At 41.0% G+C, this 25,519-nt stretch carries 24 protein-coding genes; 19 read left to right on the top strand and 5 right to left on the bottom strand.

From position 1 onward, the window contains the following. Positions 1 to 41 precede the first annotated feature (41 nt). Entirely contained in the window at positions 42 to 695 is a 654-nt protein-coding gene (gene pyrE / locus ND2E_RS12400; protein ID WP_033093576.1) for an orotate phosphoribosyltransferase, read from the bottom strand. A gap of 33 nt (positions 696 to 728) precedes the next feature. Beyond that, on the bottom strand, positions 729 to 1,442 hold the full coding sequence (rph, locus tag ND2E_RS12405; protein WP_033093575.1) for a ribonuclease PH: 714 nt from the start codon (positions 1,440 to 1,442) through the stop codon (positions 729 to 731). 134 nt (positions 1,443 to 1,576) lie between these two features. Between rph and ND2E_RS12410 the strand changes: the two genes are divergently transcribed. From ND2E_RS12410 to ND2E_RS12440, 8 genes are all read left to right on the top strand, one after another. Then, the gene (locus tag ND2E_RS12410) at positions 1,577 to 2,116 is read left to right on the top strand and encodes a thioredoxin family protein (protein WP_033093574.1); all 540 of its coding nucleotides are present in this window, start codon (positions 1,577 to 1,579) and stop codon (positions 2,114 to 2,116) included. A 51-nt stretch (positions 2,117 to 2,167) separates the two neighbouring features. Next, on the top strand, positions 2,168 to 2,902 hold the full coding sequence (locus ND2E_RS12415) for a gluconate 2-dehydrogenase subunit 3 family protein (RefSeq protein WP_033093573.1): 735 nt from the start codon (positions 2,168 to 2,170) through the stop codon (positions 2,900 to 2,902). A 96-nt stretch (positions 2,903 to 2,998) separates the two neighbouring features. Beyond that, on the top strand, positions 2,999 to 4,720 hold the full coding sequence (locus ND2E_RS12420; protein WP_033093572.1) for a GMC family oxidoreductase: 1,722 nt from the start codon (positions 2,999 to 3,001) through the stop codon (positions 4,718 to 4,720). A 131-nt stretch (positions 4,721 to 4,851) separates the two neighbouring features. Then, positions 4,852 to 5,781 carry a DM13 domain-containing protein gene (locus tag ND2E_RS22380; RefSeq protein ID WP_052056440.1) on the top strand — a complete coding sequence of 310 codons (930 nt, stop codon included), beginning with the start codon at positions 4,852 to 4,854 and terminating at the stop codon, positions 5,779 to 5,781. Between the two features lie 112 nt (positions 5,782 to 5,893). Next, positions 5,894 to 6,757: a YicC/YloC family endoribonuclease gene (locus ND2E_RS12425; RefSeq protein WP_033093571.1), complete on the top strand. Its 864-nt coding sequence runs from the start codon at positions 5,894 to 5,896 to the stop codon at positions 6,755 to 6,757. Positions 6,758 to 6,905: 148 nt separating this feature from the next. Next, positions 6,906 to 7,571 carry a YceH family protein gene (locus ND2E_RS12430; protein WP_081962019.1) on the top strand — a complete coding sequence of 222 codons (666 nt, stop codon included), beginning with the start codon at positions 6,906 to 6,908 and terminating at the stop codon, positions 7,569 to 7,571. Positions 7,572 to 7,689: 118 nt separating this feature from the next. Then, positions 7,690 to 8,859: a hypothetical protein gene (locus ND2E_RS12435; RefSeq protein WP_033093569.1), complete on the top strand. Its 1,170-nt coding sequence runs from the start codon at positions 7,690 to 7,692 to the stop codon at positions 8,857 to 8,859. A 51-nt stretch (positions 8,860 to 8,910) separates the two neighbouring features. Beyond that, a complete protein-coding gene (locus tag ND2E_RS12440) occupies positions 8,911 to 9,840 on the top strand; it encodes a mechanosensitive ion channel family protein (RefSeq protein ID WP_081962018.1) in 930 nt (309 codons plus the stop codon). Positions 9,841 to 9,905: 65 nt separating this feature from the next. Here the strand turns inward: ND2E_RS12440 and ND2E_RS12445 are convergent, their stop codons facing one another. Both ND2E_RS12445 and ND2E_RS12450 read right to left on the bottom strand, forming a co-directional pair. Continuing rightward, positions 9,906 to 11,018, bottom strand: a complete 1,113-nt coding sequence (locus tag ND2E_RS12445) for a polyamine ABC transporter substrate-binding protein (RefSeq protein ID WP_033093568.1) — start codon at positions 11,016 to 11,018, stop codon at positions 9,906 to 9,908. Between the two features lie 309 nt (positions 11,019 to 11,327). Next, positions 11,328 to 12,248: a LysR family transcriptional regulator gene (locus ND2E_RS12450; protein ID WP_033093567.1), complete on the bottom strand. Its 921-nt coding sequence runs from the start codon at positions 12,246 to 12,248 to the stop codon at positions 11,328 to 11,330. A 119-nt stretch (positions 12,249 to 12,367) separates the two neighbouring features. Here ND2E_RS12450 and ND2E_RS12455 point away from each other — a divergent pair, with 119 nt between their 5' ends. From ND2E_RS12455 to nrdD, 8 genes are all read left to right on the top strand, one after another. Beyond that, a complete protein-coding gene (locus ND2E_RS12455) occupies positions 12,368 to 13,702 on the top strand; it encodes an aspartate aminotransferase family protein (protein ID WP_033093566.1) in 1,335 nt (444 codons plus the stop codon). Between the two features lie 65 nt (positions 13,703 to 13,767). Further along, positions 13,768 to 15,258, top strand: a complete 1,491-nt coding sequence (locus ND2E_RS12460) for a CoA-acylating methylmalonate-semialdehyde dehydrogenase (RefSeq protein WP_033093735.1) — start codon at positions 13,768 to 13,770, stop codon at positions 15,256 to 15,258. Between the two features lie 83 nt (positions 15,259 to 15,341). Further along, complete coding sequence (locus ND2E_RS12465) at positions 15,342 to 16,118, top strand: cupin domain-containing protein (protein WP_033093565.1); 777 nt, start codon at positions 15,342 to 15,344, stop codon at positions 16,116 to 16,118. A 55-nt stretch (positions 16,119 to 16,173) separates the two neighbouring features. Further along, positions 16,174 to 17,649 (top strand): aldehyde dehydrogenase family protein, encoded by a 1,476-nt coding sequence (locus ND2E_RS12470; RefSeq protein ID WP_033093564.1) that lies wholly within the window; start codon positions 16,174 to 16,176, stop codon positions 17,647 to 17,649. 46 nt (positions 17,650 to 17,695) lie between these two features. Further along, positions 17,696 to 19,108, top strand: a complete 1,413-nt coding sequence (locus ND2E_RS12475) for an NAD(P)/FAD-dependent oxidoreductase (protein ID WP_052056438.1) — start codon at positions 17,696 to 17,698, stop codon at positions 19,106 to 19,108. A 333-nt stretch (positions 19,109 to 19,441) separates the two neighbouring features. Beyond that, entirely contained in the window at positions 19,442 to 20,410 is a 969-nt protein-coding gene (locus tag ND2E_RS12480) for a DMT family transporter (RefSeq protein ID WP_033093562.1), read from the top strand. A 251-nt stretch (positions 20,411 to 20,661) separates the two neighbouring features. After that, the gene (gene nrdG / locus ND2E_RS12485) at positions 20,662 to 21,294 is read left to right on the top strand and encodes an anaerobic ribonucleoside-triphosphate reductase activating protein (RefSeq protein ID WP_033093561.1); all 633 of its coding nucleotides are present in this window, start codon (positions 20,662 to 20,664) and stop codon (positions 21,292 to 21,294) included. Continuing rightward, positions 21,281 to 23,062: an anaerobic ribonucleoside-triphosphate reductase gene (gene nrdD, locus ND2E_RS12490; protein WP_033093560.1), complete on the top strand. Its 1,782-nt coding sequence runs from the start codon at positions 21,281 to 21,283 to the stop codon at positions 23,060 to 23,062. The genes nrdG and nrdD overlap by 14 nt, the downstream gene beginning before the upstream one ends. Before the next feature lie 29 nt (positions 23,063 to 23,091). On the opposite strand, the gene ND2E_RS12495 is transcribed toward nrdD, so the two are convergent. Further along, entirely contained in the window at positions 23,092 to 23,709 is a 618-nt protein-coding gene (locus tag ND2E_RS12495; protein WP_033093559.1) for a helix-turn-helix transcriptional regulator, read from the bottom strand. 180 nt (positions 23,710 to 23,889) lie between these two features. Between ND2E_RS12495 and ND2E_RS12500 the strand changes: the two genes are divergently transcribed. From ND2E_RS12500 to ND2E_RS12510, 3 genes are all read left to right on the top strand, one after another. Beyond that, on the top strand, positions 23,890 to 24,522 hold the full coding sequence (locus ND2E_RS12500) for an NAD(P)H-dependent oxidoreductase (protein ID WP_033093558.1): 633 nt from the start codon (positions 23,890 to 23,892) through the stop codon (positions 24,520 to 24,522). Positions 24,523 to 24,590: 68 nt separating this feature from the next. Then, complete coding sequence (locus tag ND2E_RS12505; protein ID WP_033093557.1) at positions 24,591 to 25,001, top strand: VOC family protein; 411 nt, start codon at positions 24,591 to 24,593, stop codon at positions 24,999 to 25,001. 51 nt (positions 25,002 to 25,052) lie between these two features. Beyond that, positions 25,053 to 25,469 carry a VOC family protein gene (locus tag ND2E_RS12510; protein ID WP_033093556.1) on the top strand — a complete coding sequence of 139 codons (417 nt, stop codon included), beginning with the start codon at positions 25,053 to 25,055 and terminating at the stop codon, positions 25,467 to 25,469. Positions 25,470 to 25,519: the final 50 nt, after the last annotated feature.

Here is a 25,519-nt window from a genome sequence, read left to right as displayed (position 1 = left end):
GGTAAGTAACTAAACACTACTCACCAACAGTCGTTAGTGTATTAGATACCGTAATTTAAACGATATTCTTTAATACTTGCTAAGTTTTCTGCTAATTCAGGTTGGCTTGCGACTTTTTCTTCTAAGAAAGTCACTACATCACCTAAGGTAACAATTGCCGCAACTTGCGTACCAAAATCACGCTCAACTTCTTGAATTGCTGACAGTTCACCTTGGCCTTTTTCTTGGCGATCAAGCGCAATTAATACTCCTGATAGCTGAGCACCATGTGCTTTAATGATTTCCATTGATTCACGAATAGCAGTGCCTGCAGTAATAACATCATCCACTAACATGATTTTACCTTCAAGTTCAGCGCCCACTAATGAACCACCCTCACCATGGGTTTTTGCTTCTTTACGGTTAAAGCAATAGGGCACATCGGTATGGTGGTGATCGTACAGCGCAACTGTCGTTGTAGTGGCAATTGGAATGCCTTTATACGCAGGGCCAAATACTAGATCAAAATCAATTTTTGAATCCATTAGCGTTGCCGCATAAAAACGCCCCAAACGTGCTAAGTCACCACCGGTTTTGAACATTCCTGCATTAAAAAAGTACGGGCTCACTCGACCAGATTTTAAAGTGAACTCACCAAAACGTAGTACCTGTTTTTCTATCGCAAATTCAATAAACTCGCGTTGATAATCTTTCATGGTTATTTTCCTGTTTACTTAACTGAACGTAGCTTAGCTTAATGCTGCTTTTTGTAGATCGAATAATTCGTTAATACCGTTTTTAGCTAATTCAAGCATCGCTTGCATTTCTTCAAAGCTAAATGGTTCTTCTTCAGCTGTACCTTGTACTTCAATCAGCTTACCCGTATCTGTCATTACAACATTCAAATCGGTATCGGCGGCTGAATCTTCAGGGTAATCTAAATCGGCTACGGCTTCGCCTTTATAAATACCAACGGATACTGCAGCAATCATATGCTTAAGTGGGTTAGTTTTGATAATGTCTTTAGCGCGCATGTAGTTAAGTGCATCGACTAACGCAACACAAGCACCGGTAATAGAAGCAGTACGTGTACCGCCATCCGCTTGGATGACATCACAATCAACTGAAATAGTATTTTCGCCTAAGGCTTTTAAATCTACTGCCGCACGTAATGCACGAGCAATTAAACGAGAAATCTCTAACGTACGACCACTTTGTTTACCTGACGCAGCTTCACGACGCATACGGGTATGAGTTGAGCGAGGTAACATACCGTATTCAGCAGTAACCCAACCTTTACCTTGCCCTTTTAAAAAGCGTGGTACACCTACTTCAACGGTAGCAGTACAAATTACTTTAGTATCGCCAAACTCAATAAGTACTGAGCCTTCTGCATGAGTAGTATATTGACGAGTAATCGTAACGGGGCGAATTTGCCCTAATGTTCTGCCGCTTGGACGCATAGTGTGTTCCTTTAAATAAAAGACGGATAAATTAATTCCGGCTATTATAATGCTTATCAGACATTTTTGAAATATAGTTCACCAAAGCAAGGTCATGTTAATTGTCCGAGCAATAAATATTATCAGAGAGCTTCATGAGAATTATCACCACATTTATTATCAGTTTAGGTTTATTACTAAGCAGTATTGCCGCGGCAAATACTGTTTCCTCAGGTGTAACCCTTGACTTACCCCCTTACAGTAAAATATATGATGATCAACGTGACCCATTCAAAGATGCCGCTGCGGCACTAACTTTAGCAACAGAAACCAATCGCCAAGTATTGATTGAAATAGGCGGAAACTGGTGTAGCTGGTGTCATAAAATGGACGCCTTTCTTGCTAAAAATCCTGACATCTACCAAGCATTACATAGCCAATACGTATTATTAAAAATAAGTGTCAGTGACAGTAATGAAAATAATGACTTCATGAAATCACTGCCGCCAGTATTGGGTTACCCGCATATGTATGTGTCTACTGCACAAGGCAAAATGATTTTATCTAAAGATACTGCGGAACTATTGGCTGGCGATAATTATTCAAGATCACAATGGTTAAGCTTTTTAAGTAACTGGTCTGTTAGTGCTACCAAAGCGCAAGCACAGTTATCAACAACAGCCTCTGTAGACTAATGAATAATAGCGCAGATTATCGGTAGCCCCCCAGTTTATAGGAGCAACTTCGTGATTAATGAAGATACATGTAGGTCTTTTTTTGATAAAAATTACCAAACGCCTGAGTTCATCAAAAATAAACAAAAGCAAGCGCAGCAGGGTCGACGTCGCTTCCTTAAATCAGCCGCAGGTATGGGCGCATTAGCCAGCTTGCCGGCACTTAGTGTGAGCGCAAAAGCGCAACTATCACAGAATGAATTACTTAACACCTTAGTTAAAACAGATCCTTGGTTGACACTTGATGCTACCTTGAATCACTTATTACCCAGTTCACCTACAGGTCCTAGCGCAAGTGAAATCAGAGCAACCGCTTATTTGCACCAAGTCATGACTGTGCAACCGACAGAGCAAGACGAAAAAGACTTTATTCTAAAAGGTGTTGGTTGGTTAAATGGTTATGCCAACAGTGAAAAGTCTGCCGATTTTGCCCAGTTAAATTTTGCCGACAAAGAGCAGTTACTTCGCGGTATTAGCCGCTCTACCGCGGGACAAAACTGGTTAAACACCTTACTCGGTTATATTTTTCAAGCCATGCTTTCGCCCCCGAGTTACGGTGGTAACCCTAATGGCATTGGTTGGTCATGGTTAGAACATCAAGCAGGTTTCCCACTGCCTGAAAAAGGTCAACGTTATTTTGAATTACCTACCAGAGCCCGTATTGACCTGATCAGTCGAGTTGACTATGACGCTAAACGCTTAACATCAAGCCGAAATAAATTGCACCAAGGAACTAAAAAATCATGAGTTATGACCTATGCCTTACATATATTGCTGGTAGCGGCTGCCAGTACGCTTTTAATCATAAAAATATTTTAACTTCGCCTGCATTTGGGGTAATCAATGACTTATGATATTTGCATCATTGGCAGCGGTGCTGGTGCCTCCCCTATTGCCCATCAGTTATCAAAAGCAGGTGCTAAAGTCTTAGTGCTCGAAAAAGGCCCTTGGTTAACTGAAAAAGAATTCTTCAAAGATGAACTGACCATCAGTATTCATGATGCTTACAATCCTAAGCTAACTGATGAGCAACATGTCATTGAAGAAGAGTACATCGATGAAAACGATAAACCTTTCTGGCAAGGTGAAAAAACCAGTGACTCTGGCTGGAGTTGGTGGAATGGCAATGTGGTTGGCGGCTCATCAAATTTCATGAGTGGTTACTTTCATCGCTTAAAACCCATAGATTTTCGCTTAAAATCTGAGTTTGGTGCTATCAGTGGCGCAAATGTAGAAGATTGGCCGATTAGTTACGACGAACTCGAACCTTATTATGCCAAAGTAGAACGTGAAGTGGGGGTATCGGGTCGTGTGGTCGAACACCCACATCAAGAGCCGCGCTCAACAGACTTTCCCTACCCGCCTATTGCCGAGCTACCGATGTCTTCTTGGATAGATAAAGCGGCGAAAAAAATTGGTTATCATGCCATTCCCGTACCCAGAGCAATCCTGTCAAAACCCGCGATGGGCAGACGTAGTTGCGAATACTCTGGTTACTGCAGCAGTTATGGTTGTGCCTCAGGCGCTAAAGGTAGTGGCCGAGCCGCATTATTAAATAATGCTGTAGCGTCAGGTAATTGCACCATTAAAGCCAATGCAAAAGTTTATAAAATTGCCTCTGATAAACACGGTAAAATCACCGGCGTGCACTATTACGATAAAATAGGCCGTAAAAAATCAGTGAGCGCCAAAATATATGTGGTAGCTTGCCAAGCCGTTGAAACATCCCGTTTATTACTGGCTTCGACAGGTGAAAAATTTCCACACGGTCTGGCCAACAATAGTGGCCAAGTTGGTAAAAACTTACTCTTTAGTGGCGGCGGTACTGGCCAAGGTGACTTTAACTACGCTGATTTATCAGAAGAACAAGTGAATGAATTAAAACAAGTCGGCCCTTTTATCAACCGCGCCCTGCAAGACTGGTATCAAATCGCCGATAAAAGCTTTGTCGGTGCCAATGCTAAAGGACAAGCTAAAGGCGGCACTATCGACTTTTTATTCCACCAAAACCCCATCGCTAGAGCACGCGGCACTCAATGGGGTTATGACGAAAATGATAACGAACAGTTACTCTGGGGTGAAGACTTAAAACAAAGTATGAAAACTGAGTTTACCAGTTATAAAACACTACGCTTTGAGGTGTTTAACGATTGGCTACCAACGGACGATTGTTTTGTCAGCTTAGATAGTGAGGTAACCGATCAATGGGGCGATCCAGTAGCCAAAGTCCGCATTGGTTATCATGATCATGATCTCGAAGTGGGCGAATACCTATCTGAGAAAGCAGAAAAACTACTTGAAGCCTTAGGGGCAAAAAATGTCTCTTCCTCTGTAAGTGGTTACCCTTCAACAAATTTAATGGCGGGTGGTTGTCGCTTTGGCAATGATCCTAAAACCTCTGTGCTCAATAAAAATTGCCAAGCTCATGAAGTTGATAACTTATATGTTACCGATGGCTCATTTATGCCAACAGGCGGCAGCGTACCGTACACTTTTACCATTTACGCTAATGCCTTTCGGGTTGCCGACAAAATAAAAGCACACTGGTTAACCCTGAACAGCTAATAAAAAACAGGGCTGTGATACTTTTGTGAACATATGGTGTCACTATAAGGTCATCGTATATAGCCAAACCACGTGAAGATGCGCGCTTCAGGTAGGTAGGGTATACAACTTATTAATACTGGTGACCTTATATGGCCTATAAATTATTAATCTCTAGCACATTAGCGTTATGTTTATCCGCATGTGGCTCTGATAGCGGTTCGAGTGAAGCACCAATGACTGCAGAGCCTGTGCTTCCTGAAGTATCAATCTACACGGGCCAATTTTTTGATTCTGCCGTTGCAGGACTCAATTATAAAACTACCAGTCAAAGCGGACAAACCAACCAACTTGGAGAGTTTCAGTTTCAAGCCAAAGAAAGCATTATCTTTTCGATTGGTGGTATCGCGCTTCCCAGTACGGTTGCAAATACCCTGTTAACACCATTAGATATATATCAAACGCAAGATAGCAATCAAATTGAAGTCGTGAACTTATTACGACTTTTGCAAAGCCTTGATACTGATGGCGATGCCAGCAATGGCATCGAAATTGACGAATCAATCCATCAATTAGCCGCCAATCTAACTATTGATTTTTCAGCCAGTGATTTTGATCAGCAAGTTGCCGACCTTGTGAATCAAAGTGGTGCAGTGAATCAAACACTTATTTCCGCAACTATGGCGACAGACCACTTTAAGCTAACACTTAATGAAATTGGCCAAAATAACCTATCAAGCTGCACAAAAGAACACGAAAAAATTGGCCATACCGGTTTCTTCAGTACTTTTGCCCATAATGTTTCAGGCAAGGCCACCATCATTGATGACTGTACGATAGAAATCAGTCAGTTTAGCTATGATGGTGGCGGGCCCGATGTCTATTTTTATGGCGCTATAGACCATGAATATACCAGCGTTGATGCGTTCCCCATGGGACAAAAACTGAATGGTAAAATTTACAATAACGCCAGAATATTTATTAAGTTGCCGCAAAATAAAAGTTTAGATGACCTTACTGGCTTGAGTGTATGGTGTACAGAGTTTGAGGCGAACTTTGGCCAAGTGGAGTTTACTCCGTAACGGTAACGTTAAAATATCAGCTGGCTTGCCATTTAACCGTGAATATCTGGATAGATGGATCAAGCTCAGGCATAATTCTAATAATTAAGTGACATTATTATTAGGATTTAACATGATCTACAGCATGACCGCATTCTCTCGCATCGAAATTAAAGGTGATTGGGGCAACGCCGTTTGGGAAATTCGTTCGGTTAATCAAAGGTTTCTAGAAACCTATTTCCGTTTACCTGAGCAATTTCGAGGCATAGAGCCGGTTTTACGTGAACGCTTTCGTAAGCAACTTAATCGCGGAAAAGTAGAGTGTAACTTACGTTTTAATGCTAACCCAGCAAACAAAAGCGAATTAGCCCTAAATGAAAAGTTAGCATTACAACTTATTCAACATGCTAATTGGGTTAATGAGCAAACACTAAACAGCCAAGTTAACCCTTTAGAAGTGATGCGCTGGCCTGGTGTGATGGAAGCACCAGAAAATGATATGTCTGCTATTCAAGCTGAATTACTTGCCGCTTTTGACCAAGCCTTAAAAGACTTCATTGCCGCTCGCGCCAGCGAAGGTGAAAACCTTAAAGCGATGATTGAACAACGCCTTGATGCAATAGCGAACGAAGCTGATAAGGTTGCAGCCCATATGCCAGACGTCATTGCTTGGCAACGTAATCGCATCATCGAAAAATTCACCGATGCTAAAATTGATTTAGACTCAGGCCGTGTTGAGCAAGAGTTAGTGTTACTAGCACAAAAAATGGATGTTGCCGAAGAACTTGATCGCTTAAACAGCCATGTCACTGAAACCAAGAAAATCTTAAATAAAGGTGGCGCACAAGGTCGTCGTTTAGACTTCATGATGCAAGAGTTTAACCGCGAAGCCAATACCCTAGGCTCAAAATCCATTAATACCGACATCACCGCTAGCGCGGTTGAGTTAAAAGTATTGATTGAACAAATGCGTGAGCAGATCGCGAACATAGAATAAACATCAAGCAAATTTTCATTATTAATAAGCCATAGTTAAGTAATCCCTTAACTATGGCTTTTTTGTGAGCAATCAAACGCGTCAATATAGTAATGAAGCATATAGCTTGCTATAACATTAGTAGCTATTTCATAAAGGTACCTTCATCATGATTACACTTTCCGCAGAACAATGCCGCATTATTGGCGTAATGCTTGAAAAAGAAACCACCACACCTGAGCAATATCCTCTCTCATTAAATGGTATTACCACCGGCTGTAATCAAAAAAGTAATCGTGAGCCGGTAATGTCACTATCGGAAAGCGATGTGCAAAACATTGTCGATGAACTGGTGCAAATGAATCAATTAATGGTCGACCAAAAAGCATCAACTCGCGTGAATAAATACTTTCACCGTTTTTGTGATACCGAATTTGGCAATTTAAAATTTACGCCGCAACAACGCGCCGTGATCTGTGTTTTATTGTTAAGAGGCCCGCAAACGCCTGGTGAATTAAGGACGCGCACCAATAGATTGGCTGACTTTGCAGACGTGAGTGAGGTGGAAAATACCTTAAATCAATTACAAGCGTTAAATGGTCAAGTTTTGGTCAGAAAACTTGAACGTGAGCCTGGTAAACGAGAGTCACGTTATGTGCATTTGCTTTCAGATGTAGACGAGACCAGTTTTGCTCAAGTGAGCAGTGCTCAAACTGAAGTAATGCCGGCAGCAGAGCAAACGTCTCTCGCACAAAGAGTAAACGAGTTAGAACAGCAAGTTGCGTCATTAACAGAGCAAATTAATTGCATCACTGAATTGTTAACTGATGATTAAAGGGAATGTTAAGCCAGAATCACCGCACTAATTTTCTCTCAGCATTAGATCTGTGCGGATTAAGAAAGAACGGTATAAAATAAACAAGTAACCACACATATTATGGAAAATATTCTTCATGGCTAACTATTTATTATTCATTAGTTTTTTATTTTGCGCTTTGCTTAGCTTATCTACACAAGCTACTGAGCCAGAAACTAACACTGAAGCTTTAGCAACTGTAGATAAAAACAGCACAGAGGCTCAGTCCAACAACGAATCAGCCATCAGACTCTCAGAGCAACAGAAAAGTCAATGCGCGCAATACTGCAGTGAAGCCAAAATCAATGAAAGTTACAAGCAACAAGTCAGTGACAGACAAAACCCTAACTCAAGTGTTGGTTATGAATTAGTGATACCAGAGGCCTTACCGCCTAGAAATCGCTGGTCAGATTTCCTTCCTATTTTAGGTAAAGAAGCCCGTGAAGCGGGTTATTTATTACCATTGCCTTTTGGTATTTCACTAGTAGGCTTAACGCAAGAACAACCTTTCACAGTATCTGAAATTGGCTTAGAAATTGATGGCCAGCAAAGCGAGATCATAAATGACTTTATTGATAATTCCATTAGCGCGAAAAATTTAAAAGTCTCCGACACTACCTATAACTTACGTTTTGATGCCTGGATCCTACCCTTTTGGAATGTTTACGGCATAGTGGGTAAAACAAAGGGCACAGCAGAGCTTGAATTAGATGTAGAGCTTGAACTACCAACATTATTGTTAGCTTCAGCAGGCATTGGCAATGGGTTGAATGATAAGCGTTGCACCAGTATTAACTTACCCTTTCAAGGTCCAGCGCCAGGTCATTGTTTAGTCAGCGCTGAAGGTATTCCAACAAAATTAGATTTTCATGGCACAGTGTTAGGTTATGGTACAACCATCGCGGGTGGTTACGGTGACTTTTTTGGCATGTTTGATGTAAACTACACCGAAGCCGACATTAATATCGCCATCGAAAAATCAACACAAACAGTATATTCCACTCGTTTAGGATGGAATGGCAGTATTGGCATCTATCAAGGACAGATTTGGCTTGGCGCCATGAAACAAGACATCAAACAACAATTGGCGATCTCAACGCCGGGTAATAAAGTTGCAGTTCTTATAGATCAGCATGCCAGTTCACCGTGGAATTACCTTATTGGTGCACAATGGAATATTACCGAAGAATGGGCAATTATTGCCGAAACCAACTTAGCCTTTAGTGATCGACAACAGTTTATGATGCAACTAGGTTACCGTTTTTAATCAACCTTATTCTGAATTAACTACCACAGCTATATTTCAATGGATAACATTATGACAGACCCAAAAACAGAGAATACTGGAAGCCTGAGCAACAGCATATCCGATACAGCGCAGCAAGCCGTCGATCTGCCTGCTGAATTATTACGTCATGAAATTGAACAAGCCTCACAAATTTATAACATCATTATCGATTTTTTTACCAACTATAGTTTTCAACTAATTGGCGCCTTAATAATATTTATATTGGGTTATATTGTCGCGGGTAAAATATCGAGAGCAATATTACGCCTCTGTGAAAAGAAAAAACTCGATGTAACGTTAAGCCGCTTTATCGCCAGTACCTCCCGAATGGTAGTGATGGTGATGATAAGTATCATGGCATTAAGTAAAATAGGCATTAGTGTTACGCCATTTATTGCCGCCCTTGGCGCCATTTCATTAGGTGCTGGTTTAGCCTTACAAGGTTTATTAGCCAATTACGCTGCAGGCTTTAATATCATTATTATTCGCCCTTTTGTTGTAGGAGATACTATTGAAGTACAGGGCGTTACAGGCATAGTTAAAGAGGTACAACTAGCTTACACCATTATCCAAGATGAAGACTGTGCTGAGATCACCATTCCTAATAAGCATATTGTCGGTGAAGTGGTACTTAACTCGAGAAAAGATACTTTATTAAAACTCTCTGTTGGTATCTCGTATCAAGACAACCCACTTGAGGTTGTCGCGCTTATTGAACGTACCTTAGCCAAACTTGATGTCTATACTGACGAAGTACGTATGCAGGTAGGTATCGATGCGTTTGCTGACAGCGCTATTAACATTGGTATTAGACTTTGGATACCTACGACAAACTTATACGCTGCAAAATATAGTGCCTATAAAGCGATTTATTTAGCCTTCGAACAAGAAAAAATTACTATCCCATTCCCACAACAAGATATTCACCTTATTGAGCCAAAAGGTCTTAAACAAGCTTAAGGTAGAAGCTTATTTAAGACATCAAGATTACATTAAGTGGGCAAGCCATGACTTGCCCATTGAGTTTATTTTCGACCTGTCTTTACTGCCGTCCATATACGGGTCATAGAACGTTGCGCTTTCAACGGGCGAACTTGTTGGACATATAGATTATTAATTACCTCATCATTAGGGTAAATGGCTGGGTTTTCTCGAACTTCTTTATCGATTAACTTAGTCGAAGCCAAATTACCATTTGCATAAGCAACATAGTTAGTTATGCCAGCAATAACATCTGGTCGTAATAGATAATTAACAAACTTATGAGCATTTTCTTTGTTGGGGGCATCTTTAGGGATTGCCAGCATATCAAACCAAAGATTTGCCCCTTCTTTTGGAATTTTGTATTCAATTATTTGTCCGTTTCCGGCTTCTTCTGCACGGGCTTTAGCTTGGAATACATCGCCTGAGAATCCATAAGCAACACAGATATCACCATTAGCTAAATCTGAAATGTAACGTGAAGAATGGAAGTAAGTAATATGAGGGCGTATTTTAGCTAACAATTTACCCGCGGCTTTATAGTCGCTAGCCTTGTGACTGTTTGGGTTAAGCCCTAAATACAACAACGCCTGTGGGATCATTTCATCTGGCGAATCAAGGACGGCTAAGCCACATTTCCCTAATTTTTCAGCATATTCAGGGTTAAAAATAAGTTCTAGTGAGTCAGTCGGTGCATCATCACCTAGTGCAGCTTTTACTTGCGCAACATTATAACCAATGCCGTTAGTGCCCCATAAATAAGGGACTGAATGTTCATTACCTGGATCGGCTGTTTGCAACTTGCTCATTAGTTCAGGGTCTAAATTATTATGATTAGTTAACTTATCACGGCTTAATTTACTATATACACCCGCTTTAATTTGTTTGGTTAAAAAGCTGTTTGACGGCACTACAATATCATAACCAGATCGGCCCGAGAGTAGTTTGGCTTCGAGTACTTCATTACTATCGAATACATCATAAATGACCCGAATTCCGGTTTCTTTTCTAAAATTTTCTAATGTATCTTCGGCAACATAATCGGACCAGTTGTACATTTTGACTACTTGTTCTTCACTAGCACTAACGCTACTTACAAATATTCCGGCACTTAACAATGCCATTGCTGTTACTGTTGCTTTCTTAAAAAGTCTCATTATTTATCCTTTCGTTGCATCATGGATTAACTAAACAAGCGAAACAAAAAACCAAACGTTCAAACATACCTAGTTTTTTATACGCTACATCAAGAGGGTATTAAGTCGTGCTTTGCTTGGTTATTTACAATTGACACTATATTTGTCCCCTTTGATAGAGTATTGACCCCCTTTATATTTTAATAAATACCATTTTTTTAAACGTTAGTTACAGTATTGGTTACTTATCCTCATTTACTGAAGAAAATAAAATACACAAATCTTAAACCCTATTATTTTGCAACGCTGCTAAACCGAGAGTAGAGTTGACTAGGCTGTTTTGTGTAATTCTTCTAAATAAGCTTCAGTAATTAAATTGGGGCGAGCGCCCTTTCGAGTGATGGCCGAAAAATTAGTATAGAAATTACGTTTGTGAGGTTCTATAGCGCGCAACAAATCTTGGACCACCCAGCGTTCAGCAAAGTGAGTGGGTAAGAAACCTATAAAACGTCCTGTAAGAATGAGAAATGCAATGCCTTCTCGATCGGTAGATGTAGCCGAGGCTTTAAACCTTTTCTGTTGTTGTTTAATTTCGGCCGGCTGTGGGTAACAAGGCAACACTGCGTCATACTTTTCCAGAGCATAGTCACTAATGGTATTAAGATCTTGATTAAATAATGGGTGCTGAGCACTGCAATATAATAAGGATTTTTCTTTGTATAAAGGAAGATAATTTAGCCCTGATAAAGCACGTAAGTCGGGCACTACGCCGATATGAAGTTGTCCTTCTAATACGGCATTTTCGATGTCGTAAGGCGGCATCATCTGAATATTAAAGATCACTTCAGGTGCACGGTGCTTAAACGCACTAAGCGATCTGGTAATACGCATTTGTGGATTGGTAACCAAGTTATCGGTAATACCAATATTTAAATCTCCAACCAACTTAGTGTTGATAGCATTAATTTGTGACTTGAACGTATCTAAACTGCCTAATAGCTGCAAGGTCGCGTTATAAACATGTTCACCTTGCTCGGTAATAGAAAACCCTGTTCTTCCGCGATGGCACAGGCGCATGTTCAATAGCGATTCTAATTCAGACATTGCGTTACTAATCGCAGGACGACTGATGTTAAGTTCGGCCTCTGCAGCAGCAAATCCTCCAGATTCAATAACCGCTTTAAAAATACGTAAGATCCGAATATGAGAGTCACCAAGTCGGTGAGGCAGAATGTTTTTTATTTTATTCATTAATCTCCAATAAGTAACCTATTAGATAACTATCGTTAAAAAAAGAGGTATTTAATAATTTAACAGGATGGTGATAATAGAGTCAACTTAATCCTAACCTTAGCCAATTGAGGTCAAATATGAACAACCAAAGCAACCACGGCATAAGTCAGGCACAACTTGATGCGCACTGGATGGCATTTACTGGAAACCGTGAATTTAAAAAAGATCCACGCATCATAACCTCTGCAGAGGGAAATTATTACACTGATGCTGATGGTCGAAAAATATTTGATGGCTTATCTGGTCTTTGGTGTTGCGGCGCTGGTCATAGCCGTCCTGAAATTACCGAAGCGGTGAGTAAGCAAATAAAACAACTGGATTATGCACCCGCTTTTCAATTTTCTCACCCTAAAGCTTTTCAGCTAGCCGAGAAAATCGTTGAATTTATGCCCAAAGGAATAAACCGCGTTTTTTATACTGGCTCTGGCTCTGAATCAGCTGAAACCTCACTTAAAATGGCACGTGCCTATTGGCGAAAAAAAGGTTTGGCGAGCAAAACCAAATTGATTGGTCGCGGTTTGGGCTATCACGGCGTTAATTTTGGCGGTATTTCGGTCGGCGGTATCGGACCTAATCGCGCATTATTCGGCACAGCCGTAGATGCTGATCATTTACGCCACACCATGTTAGATGAAAATAAATTTGTTAAGGGTCAACCCAAAACTGGCGTTGAACTAGCGAACGAACTACTTGAGTTAGTTGCGCTACACGATGCGTCAAATATTGCGGCGGTGATCGTTGAGCCCATGGCAGGCTCTGCAGGTGTCATCCCGCCGCCGGTAGGTTACTTAAACCGCTTACGTGAGATTTGCGATCAACACAATATTCTGTTGATTTTTGACGAAGTGATTTGTGCCTTCGGGCGTATGGGAGCCAATACTGGGGCCGAAGCTTTCGGCGTCACCCCAGATATGATTAACATCGCTAAACAGATGACCAATGGCACTATTCCTATGGGCGCTGTCATTGCTAAACAGGAAATTTACGATACCTTTATGGAACAAGGTGGTCCTGACTATATGGTGGAATTTCCCCATGGTTATACCTACTCCGCGCACCCTGTTGCCTGTGCAGCCGGGCTGGCCGCCTTAGAAGTTTTGCAACAAGACAACCTTATTGAACGTGTAAAAGATCATAGTCCGTATTTTGAAGAATCTGTTCATAACCTAAAAGGGTGTAAGCACGTGACTGATATTCGCAGCTATGGGTTTGCCGCCGGTTTTACTATTGATCCCGTACCTGGTGAGCCGGCATTACGCCCTTATCAAATTGCGATGAAAATGTGGCAAAAAGGATTTTATGTCCGTTATGGCGGCGCGACCATCCAGCTTGGTCTGCCCTTTACCAGTGAGCGCGCAGAAATAGACTCATTGCTCAGTGCGCTGGGCGAAACCTTTAACGAAATAGCGTAAACAATAAACTATGGGCTTGATACCAATCTGGTTATCGGCCCTCCTCGGAGAATGTGATGAACGAAGTGAATGTAGTAGGCCATTTAATTAATGGTGAAATGGTCAATGATGACGTACGCACTCAAGCAGTATTTAACCCTGCAACCGGAGTGGCAGAAAAGAAAGTCGCGTTAGCGTCAAAGCAAACCGTTGAACAGGCTATTTCCGCCGCTCAGGCTGCTTTTCCCGAATGGCGCAATACCCCAGCAATAAAACGTGCGCGGGTGATGTTTCGCTTCAAAGAGTTGTTAGAACAAAATACAGACACAATCTGCCGATTAATTGGTGAAGAGCACGGAAAAATATCACATGATGCAGCGGGCGAACTGCAACGCGGCATTGAAAATGTAGAATACGCTTGTGGCGCACCTGAATTACTAAAAGGCGAACACAGCAAAAATGTTGGCCCAAATATCGATAGCTGGAGTGAATTTCAGCCGTTAGGCGTAGTTGCCGGTATCACGCCGTTTAACTTCCCTGCCATGGTACCTATGTGGATGTTCCCATTGGCCATTGTCTGCGGTAATTGTTTTATCTTAAAACCGTCAGAGCGCGATCCAAGTTCAACTGTATATATCGCGCAGTTATTAAAAGAAGCAGGTTTACCTGATGGCGTAATGAACGTGGTTAACGGTGATAAAGAAGCTGTCGATGTGTTATTAACTGATGAACGCATTAAAGCGGTGAGTTTTGTTGGTTCAACACCGATTGCTAAATACATTTACGCCACCGCAAATGCCAATGGTAAACGCTGTCAGGCATTGGGCGGCGCGAAAAATCATGCCATCATTATGCCCGACGCCGACATGGACAATGCAGTAAATCAATTACTCGGTGCGGCCTTTGGCTCATCAGGAGAGCGTTGTATGGCGTTATCGGTAGCCGTTGCCGTCGGTGATGAAGCGGCAGATGCCTTAGTTGAGAAAATGACGGGTGCGATGAAAAACTTAAGTGTTGGTGCTCATGACAATGCCAGTAATGATTTTGGTCCGGTCATTACCCAAGCACACAAAGACAAAGTAGAAGGCTATATCACCAGTGCCCAAAATCAGGGCGCAACAATTGTGGTTGACGGTCGCCAGCCTCAGGTAAAAGGCTATGAAGAGGGTTTCTTTGTTGGCGCCACCTTAATTGACGGTGTCACGGCTGGCATGGAAAGCTACCTTGCTGAAATCTTTGGCCCGGTATTACAAGTCATGCGCGTTAAAACCATGCAAGAAGCAATGCAGTTAATTAACGACCATGAATACGGCAATGGCACCTGTATCTTTACTCGTGATGGTGAAGCGGCACGTTATTTTTCAGATAACATTCAGGTGGGTATGGTCGGTATTAATGTACCACTGCCCGTACCTGTTGCTTATCACAGTTTCGGTGGTTGGAAGCGTTCATTATTTGGTGATCTACATGCTTATGGCCCTGATGGCGTTCGCTTTTACACTAAACGTAAAACCATCACCCAACGCTGGCCTTCCAGTGGCGTGCGTGAAGGCGCTACTTTTGCATTCCCAAGTTAATTTGGCACAGGAAATATAGAACAAAGTGCGGCGCGCTATATCAGCGTCGCCCTTTGCAATACAGCAACAAGAGAGCACAAGCTATGTTGGACCATAAAATTATTAAATTAAGCCCTACCCCTCAAAATTTTGGCGATGTGCGTGATGAATTAGATCCGCAACTGTTCGCGTCAGAATTGCCAGTTCAACATACTCATGTTTATTATGAAGATGATAACCTAGGCCTTTATATTGGCGTCTGGGATACTTCAACTATGGTTGAAGCCGCCGCGCCTTATGCTTGCGACGAGTTTATGTATTTACTTGAAGGTGAAGTAGAAATAAAGCATGGTAAAACAGGTTCGATGGAAAAAGTGCAAGCAGGTGAGGCATTTGTTATTCCAAAGGGTTACGATTGTCAGTGGCATCAAACAGGTTATTTACGCAAATTTTTTGTTATTTCAGAACATCCAGAAGAAGGAATTCCCGCAACACCTGTCGTTGAGTCCATTATTAAGCTTCAAGCTAATCACTCAAACCGGTTAGCCATTCAAGATGCTACTAGGGGCGGAATCGAACAAACACCTTTTGTGATCAAAGGAAAAGCAGCAGAGCAAAAATATCAACATGATTATATAGATCATACGGGTAAGTTCATGGCTGGCACTTGGCAAAGCGAAGCATTTATTACAAAAATGCAGCCCTTCCCTCGCAACGAGTTCGTTTATTTACAATCAGGCTCACTTGTCATTACAGAACCAGAAGGTCAAGAGCATTTTTTTACCGCCGGCGATGCTTTTTTTGTCCCTCAGGGCGCTATATGTAGTTGGAGAGCAACAGGTAACGTTCGGGCATTTTATACCATTTTGCAATCAAGCTAATACTAACCCGACGTATCACATATTAACTATTTAGCCAGTAAGGTGTATTTCAATCATGAAAAATAAACATTATATCAATGGGACATGGGTTTCATCGGCGACAAGTGAAACATTTTCTGTGCTTAATCCAGCCACTGAAGCAATCATTGCTGAAATTCCAGCAGGTAACAGTGTCGATATTAATGCTGCGGTAAATGCAGCACGAACAGCATTCGATCAAGGACCATGGCCTCGTTTAAGTGGTGCTGAACGCGCAGTATACTTGCGAAAAATGGCTAATATTATTACCAGACGTTTAGATGAGCTAGCAAAACTGGAAGTACTTGATAATGGTAAACCCTACCCTGAAGCCAAATGGGATATTGAAGATACTGCCGCGACGTTTGAGTTTTATGCTGGTTTAGCCGAAGAACTTGATAACACATCAGAGCAAGCCATTGAATTAGCAGAGCCGGGCTTTAGCTCAAAAGCAATAAAAGAACCACTTGGCGTGGCAGGAGCGATCATTCCTTGGAATTTTCCCATGCTGATGGCTGCATGGAAAGTTGCTCCAGCTTTGGCGGCAGGTTGCTCAATCATTCTAAAACCTTCAGAAATAACGCCACTCACCGCAATAGCACTGGCAGAGATAGCAGATGAAGCAAAACTCCCTGCTGGTGTATTAAATATAGTGACTGGTTTAGGGAAAGATGCCGGACAGGCATTAGTAGAGCATGCTGATGTTGATAAGTTAGCCTTTACTGGTTCAATACCTACAGGGTCAAAAATCATGGCGACGGCCGCTAAAGATATCAAGAATATTAGCCTTGAACTTGGCGGTAAATCACCTTTTGTTATTTTTGAAGATAGTGATATTGAAAAAGCCGTAGAATGGATCATGTTCGGTATTTTCTGGAACCAAGGCCAAGTGTGTTCGGCTACTTCGCGGGTTTTAGTTGCCGAAGAAATTTACCCTGCTTTACTGGCACGTTTGATTGAAGAAACCAAAAAAATCACTATCGGCTCAGGAGAGCAAGATGGCGTATTACTGGGGCCCCTGGTCAATAGCGATCAATACAACAAGGTACTCGCGGCAATTGAACGTGGCGTTAATGATGGAGCAACAATTGCGACAGGTGGGCAGCGCCCTCCTGATCTAAGTGTCGGATATTTCCTTGAGCCTACAATATTGACTGGTGTTGATGAAAATAGCTGGGTATGGAACGAGGAAATTTTTGGACCGGTTGTCTGTATTAAGCCATTTCAGTCAGAAAACGAGGCTATTCAGTTAGCCAATAATTCACGCTTTGGACTCGCTGCAGCCGTAATGTCTAAAGATGATGAGCGTTGTGAGCGAGTTGCAAGAGCTTTTCGAGCTGGCATTGTTTGGATTAACTGCTCACAGCCTACTTTTGTTGAAGCACCATGGGGCGGTTATAAACAATCAGGTATAGGTCGAGAGCTCGGGCAATGGGGATTAAATAACTATCTTGAAACCAAACAAATCACCCGTTTTGACAGTAGCGACCCTTGGGGCTGGTATATCAAATAATTTGAACAGCAGACTCTGAAATATAACAAAATTCTTATGAGAGTAAATGATGAAACAGCACCTAGAAGCATTAAAAGATTCGAAATATTGCCCTCTTTGGCATGATCAGGATATTCGACCAGAAACTTTACCAGTTTTGTCAACAGATACAGACTGTGAGCTATTGATTGTTGGTGGTGGTTTTACCGGCCTTTGGGCCGCCCTTCAAGCAAAAGAGCGCCAGCCTAATGCCGACATTATCTTGATTGAGAAAACAACTATATCTGACGGTGCTTCAGGGCGAAATGGTGGCTTCTTAAGTTCAAGTTTAGCGCATGGAGAAACCAATACCGATCATCAATTTCCTGGTGAGGCAGATAAACTTCATCAATTGGGACAACAAAACCTAAAAGAATTTATCGAGACACTTGCACGTTACAATATTGATGCCCGCTATGAAAAAGTTGGTGAGACTTCTATCGCAACTGACCAAGAATCTGTAGATGCACTGCGTGCAATCTACGAGTCTGAAAAAGCCAAAGGCGAGGATGTTGTCTGGTTTAATCAAGATGAAATGCAGGCGCAAGTCAATTCACCCACCTATTTAGCGGGTTTATGGTATCGCAGCGGTCAAGATGGCGTGGTTGACCCGGCCCGACTGTGCTGGGGATTAAAACGCGTAATTTTGGAGCTTGGTGTACGTATTTATGAAGAAACGCCACTAACAAGCCTGAAAAAATTAGGTCACGATAAAATGGCAGTCACCTGCTCTGACGTCATGATTATCGCCGATAAAGTATTAATGGCGACCAATGCTTATCGTAATCCAATAGGCCAAGCACGTCGGTCCATTATTCCTGTATGGGATTATCAAATTGCAACCGAGCCACTAAGTCAAGCACAGCTAGACTCAATTGGCTGGCATAAGTCACGTCATGCGCTTTCTAACCATGCTAACATGTTCCATTATTATCGTTTCACTAAAGATAATCGTATTACTTGGGGAGGCGGAGGCGCTGTTCGTTATTATTTTAATAACGGCATAGATCAAAGTTATGCAGACATTCCTGAACGCTTTGCGCAGTTATCTCAAGAATTCTTTGAAACATTTCCTCAACTCAAAGGCGTTAAATTCAGCCATCGTTGGAGTGGTATTATTGCTACTTCCACCCGTTTTTGTGTGGTACCAGGGCTTGCTTATGATGGGCGCGTTGCATGGGCTATAGGTTACACCGGTTTGGGGGTTGGCGCTTCTCGATTTGGTGCCAGAATAGGCATCGAACTACTAGGCTATGAGCCAAGTGAAATTCTCGACATGCAATTTGTGAAAAAGAAACCGATACCTTGGGCACCAGAGCCGCTTCGTTGGATAGGGGTATATCTAACTCACAAAGCGCTAGAAAAAGCCGATGCTAATGGCGGGAAACGTGGGTTATGGCTTAAATTTTTAGATATGCTTAACCTAGGCTTTACTTGTTAATACCAATTCCATTAAATTTATTCCCACCTCAGAGCTATGACAGAAGAGTCATAACAAACAAAATTTTTGCTGATATAGTCATTCTATACCTCACAAATTTGTGCCGTTATTGCTTTTCTGACAAGCTCCCAGGGGCGAGTTTAAAAGGCTTACATGCTGTGTTATTTATTTTGATAAGGGAATAACCATTCTCTTCAATCAATGCCTTGCCTCTAAGCCTTTTAATTCTCGCTGAGTGGAAAATAACTTAATGGACTTGGTATAAATAGCTGTTTTGTATAATATACGGTCCTCAATTTATCGCTCCTAAAAAGGAGCAAAAAGAGCTTATCTATGACAGTTACTTCACCTCGCATTGCAACCATGTTGCTACTTATCGTCTGCTTTATTTGGGGGGTGGAGTTTGTTCCCATTGATCTTGCCATTGAAGTGATGCCAACAAATACTTTCAACGCCATCCGATTTGCTGTTGCAACACTTTCAATGCTGCCACTACTGTGGATTGTGCAGAAAAAAAATAAAGACAACGACAAACCTATCAATTATGTTTTATTAATAAGGTCGGGTATGTTGTTGGGATTTTTCCTCTTTATTGGTTTTTATACCCAGACAGAAGGAATGCGTTTTACCACAGTAACTAATGCTGGTTTTATTACCGGGTTGTGCGTTCCTCTTGTGCCTGTATTAGGTTTTTTAATCTTTCGCAATGTTGTTCCTAAGTCAGTCTGGATAGGTGTTATTACCGCAACAGCTGGACTCTATTTATTAACCATTGGAGACAAGTTAGTTTTTAATAAAGGTGATATTTTAGTGTTAATCTGCGCCTTTGGTTTTGCTGGCCATATTATTATGACTGATCGCTTAGTCGATAACTTTCCCATTATTCCATTAAGTATTGTGCAAATTTTTGCTGTCTCTCTTTACAGTACTATAGCGATATTCATTGGTCCTGATCCTGCCTTTTATTACCATGATGCGGAGCCGGTGAGTTGGCATCAACAATTATTTACCCCCTTGATGATATTTGCCATTTTGGTGTCAGGGATCTTAGGCACTGCTTATGCTTTCTGGGCTCAATCAGTAAGTCAGACATTGCTAAAACCTCACAAAGTAGCACTAATATTCGCTGCAGAGCCGGTCTTCGCTTGCATTACTGCTTGGATATTCCTCGACGAAGTGCTGGGTGAAAAAGGCATAATCGGTGCGGGATTGATTCTTGCCGGCATGCTCGTTTCAGAATTAGGTGATCGGAAGCAACAAGTGGAACTCAGACCGCTTGATCAGACATCAGCACTAAAATAGATAGCTCTGCTGCCAATAAATACGGTGAATGGGTACTGAAAAACTCTTTTTCATACCTATTCACTAGCTCTGCACTGCGCGGCACACCACTTCAAACACTATATATTGATCTATAGTTAAAGATAAGCACTATATATTGTGCTTAATTATTTCACTACCACAAATTATTGTGATCTAAATCAACAAAGCACCCCCCTAAAATACTATATATTGTGCTTATTAAAATAATAACATCTATATATAGGTTAATAATGGCTTTTAATTGCATTACTCCGAGTGTGGTCTTTCAAGAAGTGCCTAATGAAATTAGCCTGTGCTTTAGTATTACCGGTTGTAAGATCGGCTGCAAAGGCTGTCACAGTACAGAGTTATGGCATGAAGATAATGGCTTATCGCTCACTAATACAAACTTCATCCAGTGGCTTAAGAAGTATCAAGGCTTGATCAGTTGTGTGGTGTTTTTTGGTGGTGAATGGCAGCCTAATGCTTTAATTGACAAACTGCTGATTGCTAAAAGTCATGGTCTTAAAACGTGCCTTTATTCAGGCGAAAAGCACATTGATATAAATATTTCTCAGCACCTAAGTTTTTTAAAGACAGGAGCTTGGCAAGAAGCTTTAGGTGGCCTAGATAGTCCAACTAGCAATCAAGTATTTCGTGATGTTATTTCAGGTGAAAAATTAAACCATCTATTTATCAAAACTATCGATGTGAATACCTTCAATACTAACACCGACGATGCTAATCATTCCCAAACGACACTTTTAGACACTAATTCTTTCAAGAATTCTATAAAGGCTAATGCTTTAGAAATGAGTACTTTTGAGAATAGTACTTTCGAACCTTATCAATTTACCCAAGGAGCTAACAATGTTGCGGCTTAACGAAGAACAAATTACCAATAAAAAAGATTTTATCCAACACTATTTTTCAGCAAAAAATGCGGCAGATGGCTCAAAAATGGATGCCAATGCCAACGTTAGCCATAAAAACATTGCGACCTTAGAAGCCGAGTTATTAAAGGATTGTTTTGTACAAATTAATCGCGCGTTAGTTCATGACAAAATACGTGATACCTTTGATGCTGATTTAGCCAAAGAATACTTACGTCAAATTGAAGATCATGAAATTTACGTACACGATGAGACCAGTTTAAAGCCATATTGTACCTCAATTAGCATGTACCCCTTTTTGTTAGATGGCTTAACTAAACTAGGCGGCGAGTCTAAAGCACCCAAGCATTTAGAATCTTTCTGTGGCTCTTTTGTTAACCTTATTTTTGCTATTTCCGCGCAATTTGCTGGTGCGGTTGCAACGGTTGAGTTTCTTGCCTACTTTGACTATTTTGCTCGCCTTGAATATGGCAATGACTATCTCAGTACGCATAAGTCTGAGATAGAAAATCACTTACAGCATGTGGTTTATGCCATCAATCAACCAGCGGCCGCTCGTGGATACCAAAGTGTATTTTGGAACATTTCCCTATTTGATCAGCATTACTTTGCTTCTATGTTTGGCGACTTTGTTTTCCCTGATTTTAGCAAGCCAAATTGGCAGACTGTTGATCAGTTACAACAATTTTTCCTTGGTTGGCTTAATCAAGAGCGTGAAAAAGCAGTGCTCACCTTCCCGGTAGTCACTGCAGCAATGTTGACTGAAAATGGTCAATGTAAAGACCAAGAGTTTGCCCGAAAGCTCGCTGAGCAAAAAGCTGAAGGAAATTCATTCTTTATCTATTTGTCTGACAGTGCAGACTCACTGGCCTCTTGCTGTCGATTACGTAATGAGATTTCTGATAATACTTTTTCTTATACCTTGGGCGCAGGTGGTGTAGCCACGGGATCCATTAATGTCATTACCGTGAATATGAACCGATTAGTGCAAGATGGGCGAGATTTACAAACTGAAATTGAAAAAATACAAAAATATCAGGTTGCTTATCGAAAATTGATGGAGGAATATCAAGCGCAAGGTGCATTATCCGTTTACGATGCAGGGTTTATCTCCCTTGATAAGCAATTCCTCACCATTGGTATTAACGGTATGGCCGAAGCGGCTGAATACTCTCAAATTAAAGTCGGTAACAATGAGGAATATAAGCAATTTGTTAGCAAGCAGTTAAAGGTTATTTACCAAGCGAACCAAGCTGCTAAAAAAGAGTTTGGCTACATGTTTAACACCGAATTCGTACCTGCTGAAAATCTTGGTGTTAAAAATGCTAAATGGGACAGCAAAGACGGTTACCAAGTAAGCCGCGAATGTTATAACTCATACTTTTATGTTGTTGAAGACGAAGATACCAATCATATTGATAAGTTTGTCATGCACGGTCAAGAAATGACACAATATCTTGATGGTGGTTCGGCACTGCATTTAAATTTAGATGAGTCACTCTCTACTGATGCTTACTTAAAACTGTTTAATGTCGCTGCAGCGACTGGCTGTAATTACTTTTGCATCAATGTGAAGATTACTATTTGCAATGAATGTGAAAAAATAGACAAACGCACTTTACATCTCTGCTCGAGTTGCGGCAGTGAAAACATCGATCATGGCACACGCGTTATTGGCTATTTAAAGCGTGTAACTGCCTTTAGTCAGGGCCGCCAAAAAGAACATGCCCTGCGTCACTACCATAAAGAAAGCGCTTAATCGACATTAACTCTGAGGTAACACCAGCCTTAAACTGGTGTTACTTTATAAGCACAACGCCTTGCTCCTTCAATAATATGCTCTTCTCTAGTTACCACGGCAACATCCTTCATTAGTGTTTGAAACATTTGTAACTCTGAGCGACAAAAGCTTAAACATTTACTAGCTGCGGCACAAATAGGGCAATGATTTTCCATTAACCAATAAATGCCATCATGCTTTTCAACACTTGCCATATAACCTTCATCGCTACGTAATTGAGCTAAGGTTTGTAGTTTTTCTTCCACACCAAAACGATCGGCTAACGCTAAGCTATAGTTGGTCATCGCTGTTTCTTCTCGGTGACTGATCAGCTTTTCCATGCCATCGTCACCAAAGAGAGTAATTACTGAGTCGAGTAACTGTACAGTTAATTCATCATGACGATCAGCAAAACGGCTATTGCCTTTATCAGTAAGTGACCAATAGCGGGTAGGTCTGCCTCGAGCCGCTTTTTCATCCTTAAAAATCACATCACCAGAATCTTCCAATCCTTGTACATGCTGACGGATGCCCATGGTAGTAAGGCCCAATTCACTTGCTAATATCTTTGCTGTTAAAGGCCCTTGAGTCTTTAATAACTGAATTATTTTTTCATGTGTTTTCATTAAGTCTCCGTCAGAAGGATGATGCTACCTCATTATTATTACGTATTTTTATCATAATTTCATTGCTTAGCTCAATATTTAGTAAGGTTTTTTGTTTACATTTAACTTGACCTTATTTAGTAAAGCGTTTACCTTATTAAGTAAATAAAATACTTTACTAAAGAAAACGACGGGATTGTTATGAATTTATTGATTATCAGTGCTAGCCAACGAACTGAATCACAAAGTGCAAAAGTTGCTGAATATTTACTTAATAACAGCACACAATTTAGCAAAGTTCGTCATATTGAATTGTGCAAACAGCGTATACCACTATGGGATGGCGAAGAAACTAGCAAGCAAAATGATGATAGCGACTGGTTGGCCATTAATAGCCAATTACAAACAATGGATGCGTTAGTTCTTATTACACCAGAATGGGGCGGCACCGCTTCACCGCTATTGAAAAATTTATTAATGATGGCCGACGCGATAGATATTGGTCACAAACCCGTGCTTTTGATTTCTGTGGTTAATGGCATTAGCGGTGCTTACCCTATAGCAGAGTTAAGAATGAATGCCTTTTCTAATAACAAATTAGTCGCTATACCCGACCACCTCATTATCAGAAATGTTGAAGAGATTCTAAATACATTTGATGAAAGCAATCTTCAACAAGGTACTGCTTTAACGGGTCGTGATAAGCGTATTCGTCATCGCATTGGTTATAGTTTACATACCTTATTGCATTACAGCCAAGCAATGAAATCTTTACGTCAAACCTTGCAAACCGACACTTATGACAATGAACACTTATATCAATACGGCATGTAAGCTCATCGAAAAATGAATTGAACGAAATTGCACTAAATAAAATAAAATCAAGTTAACGAGGCAATATTATGAATTTAAATCAAGTTACCCTTACCGTCCTTAACATGGAAGAAAGTACAGACTTTTATCGCCGTTTAGGATTTTTACATATTGTCGATACACCACATTATGCACGCTTTGCTTGCCCAGATGAGGGAGCAACATTTTCATTAAGCTTAGCTGAAACAGACTCGCTGACTAACAAATCAAATAAACTGAGCTCTGGCACAACTATTTATTTTGAACATGAAAAATTAGATGAATGGGTAACAACAATACAAAGCCGTGGCATTGAATTTGAACAACTACCTATTTCACAGTCATACTTATGGCGTGAAGCAATATTATCAGATCCTAGTGGCAACAAGATAAAGCTCTATTGGGCCGGAGAAAATCGCTTACATCCGCCTTGGCGAGTTGAAAAAAAATATTCAATGTAAAAGAAACTACACTATTGATAGATGCGTTTTTATACGTACAGGAGAGCACTTATGATTACTTTAGAACACATTAACTTAGTCGTCACTGACATAGAAAAAAGCTTGAAATTTTACCGCGCGGCTTTTCCACACTGGCATGTACGCGGCGGTGATAAAGGTGAATGGTCTGGAAAACCGAGAAACTGGTTACATTTTGGTGATGACTATCAGTATATCGCCTTTGCCGATAATGGCGTCGGTGAAAATAGAGATTTAACAGGCCACCAAGTAGGTTTGGCACACTTTGCCTATGTCACCAGTGATCTTAAAGGCACCATAGCACGCATAGAAAAAGCAGGTTTCGCCATTCATAAAGATGGCACACCTGATAAATATAGAGAAAATATCTACTTTCTTGATGCTGATGGTTATGAAGTGGAGTTTGTTCAATACCATAGCGACTTACCTGAACTAAGAAATCGATATTAGTGAACGATAAGAAGGCACTGCAATGCTGACGAATACTGACTAAAACATAT

The sequence above is a fragment of the Colwellia psychrerythraea genome, from assembly GCF_000764225.1.
In the GTDB taxonomy this organism is placed as follows: domain Bacteria; phylum Pseudomonadota; class Gammaproteobacteria; order Enterobacterales; family Alteromonadaceae; genus Colwellia; species Colwellia psychrerythraea_D.
This window is presented reverse-complemented; position numbering and strand designations above follow the sequence as displayed.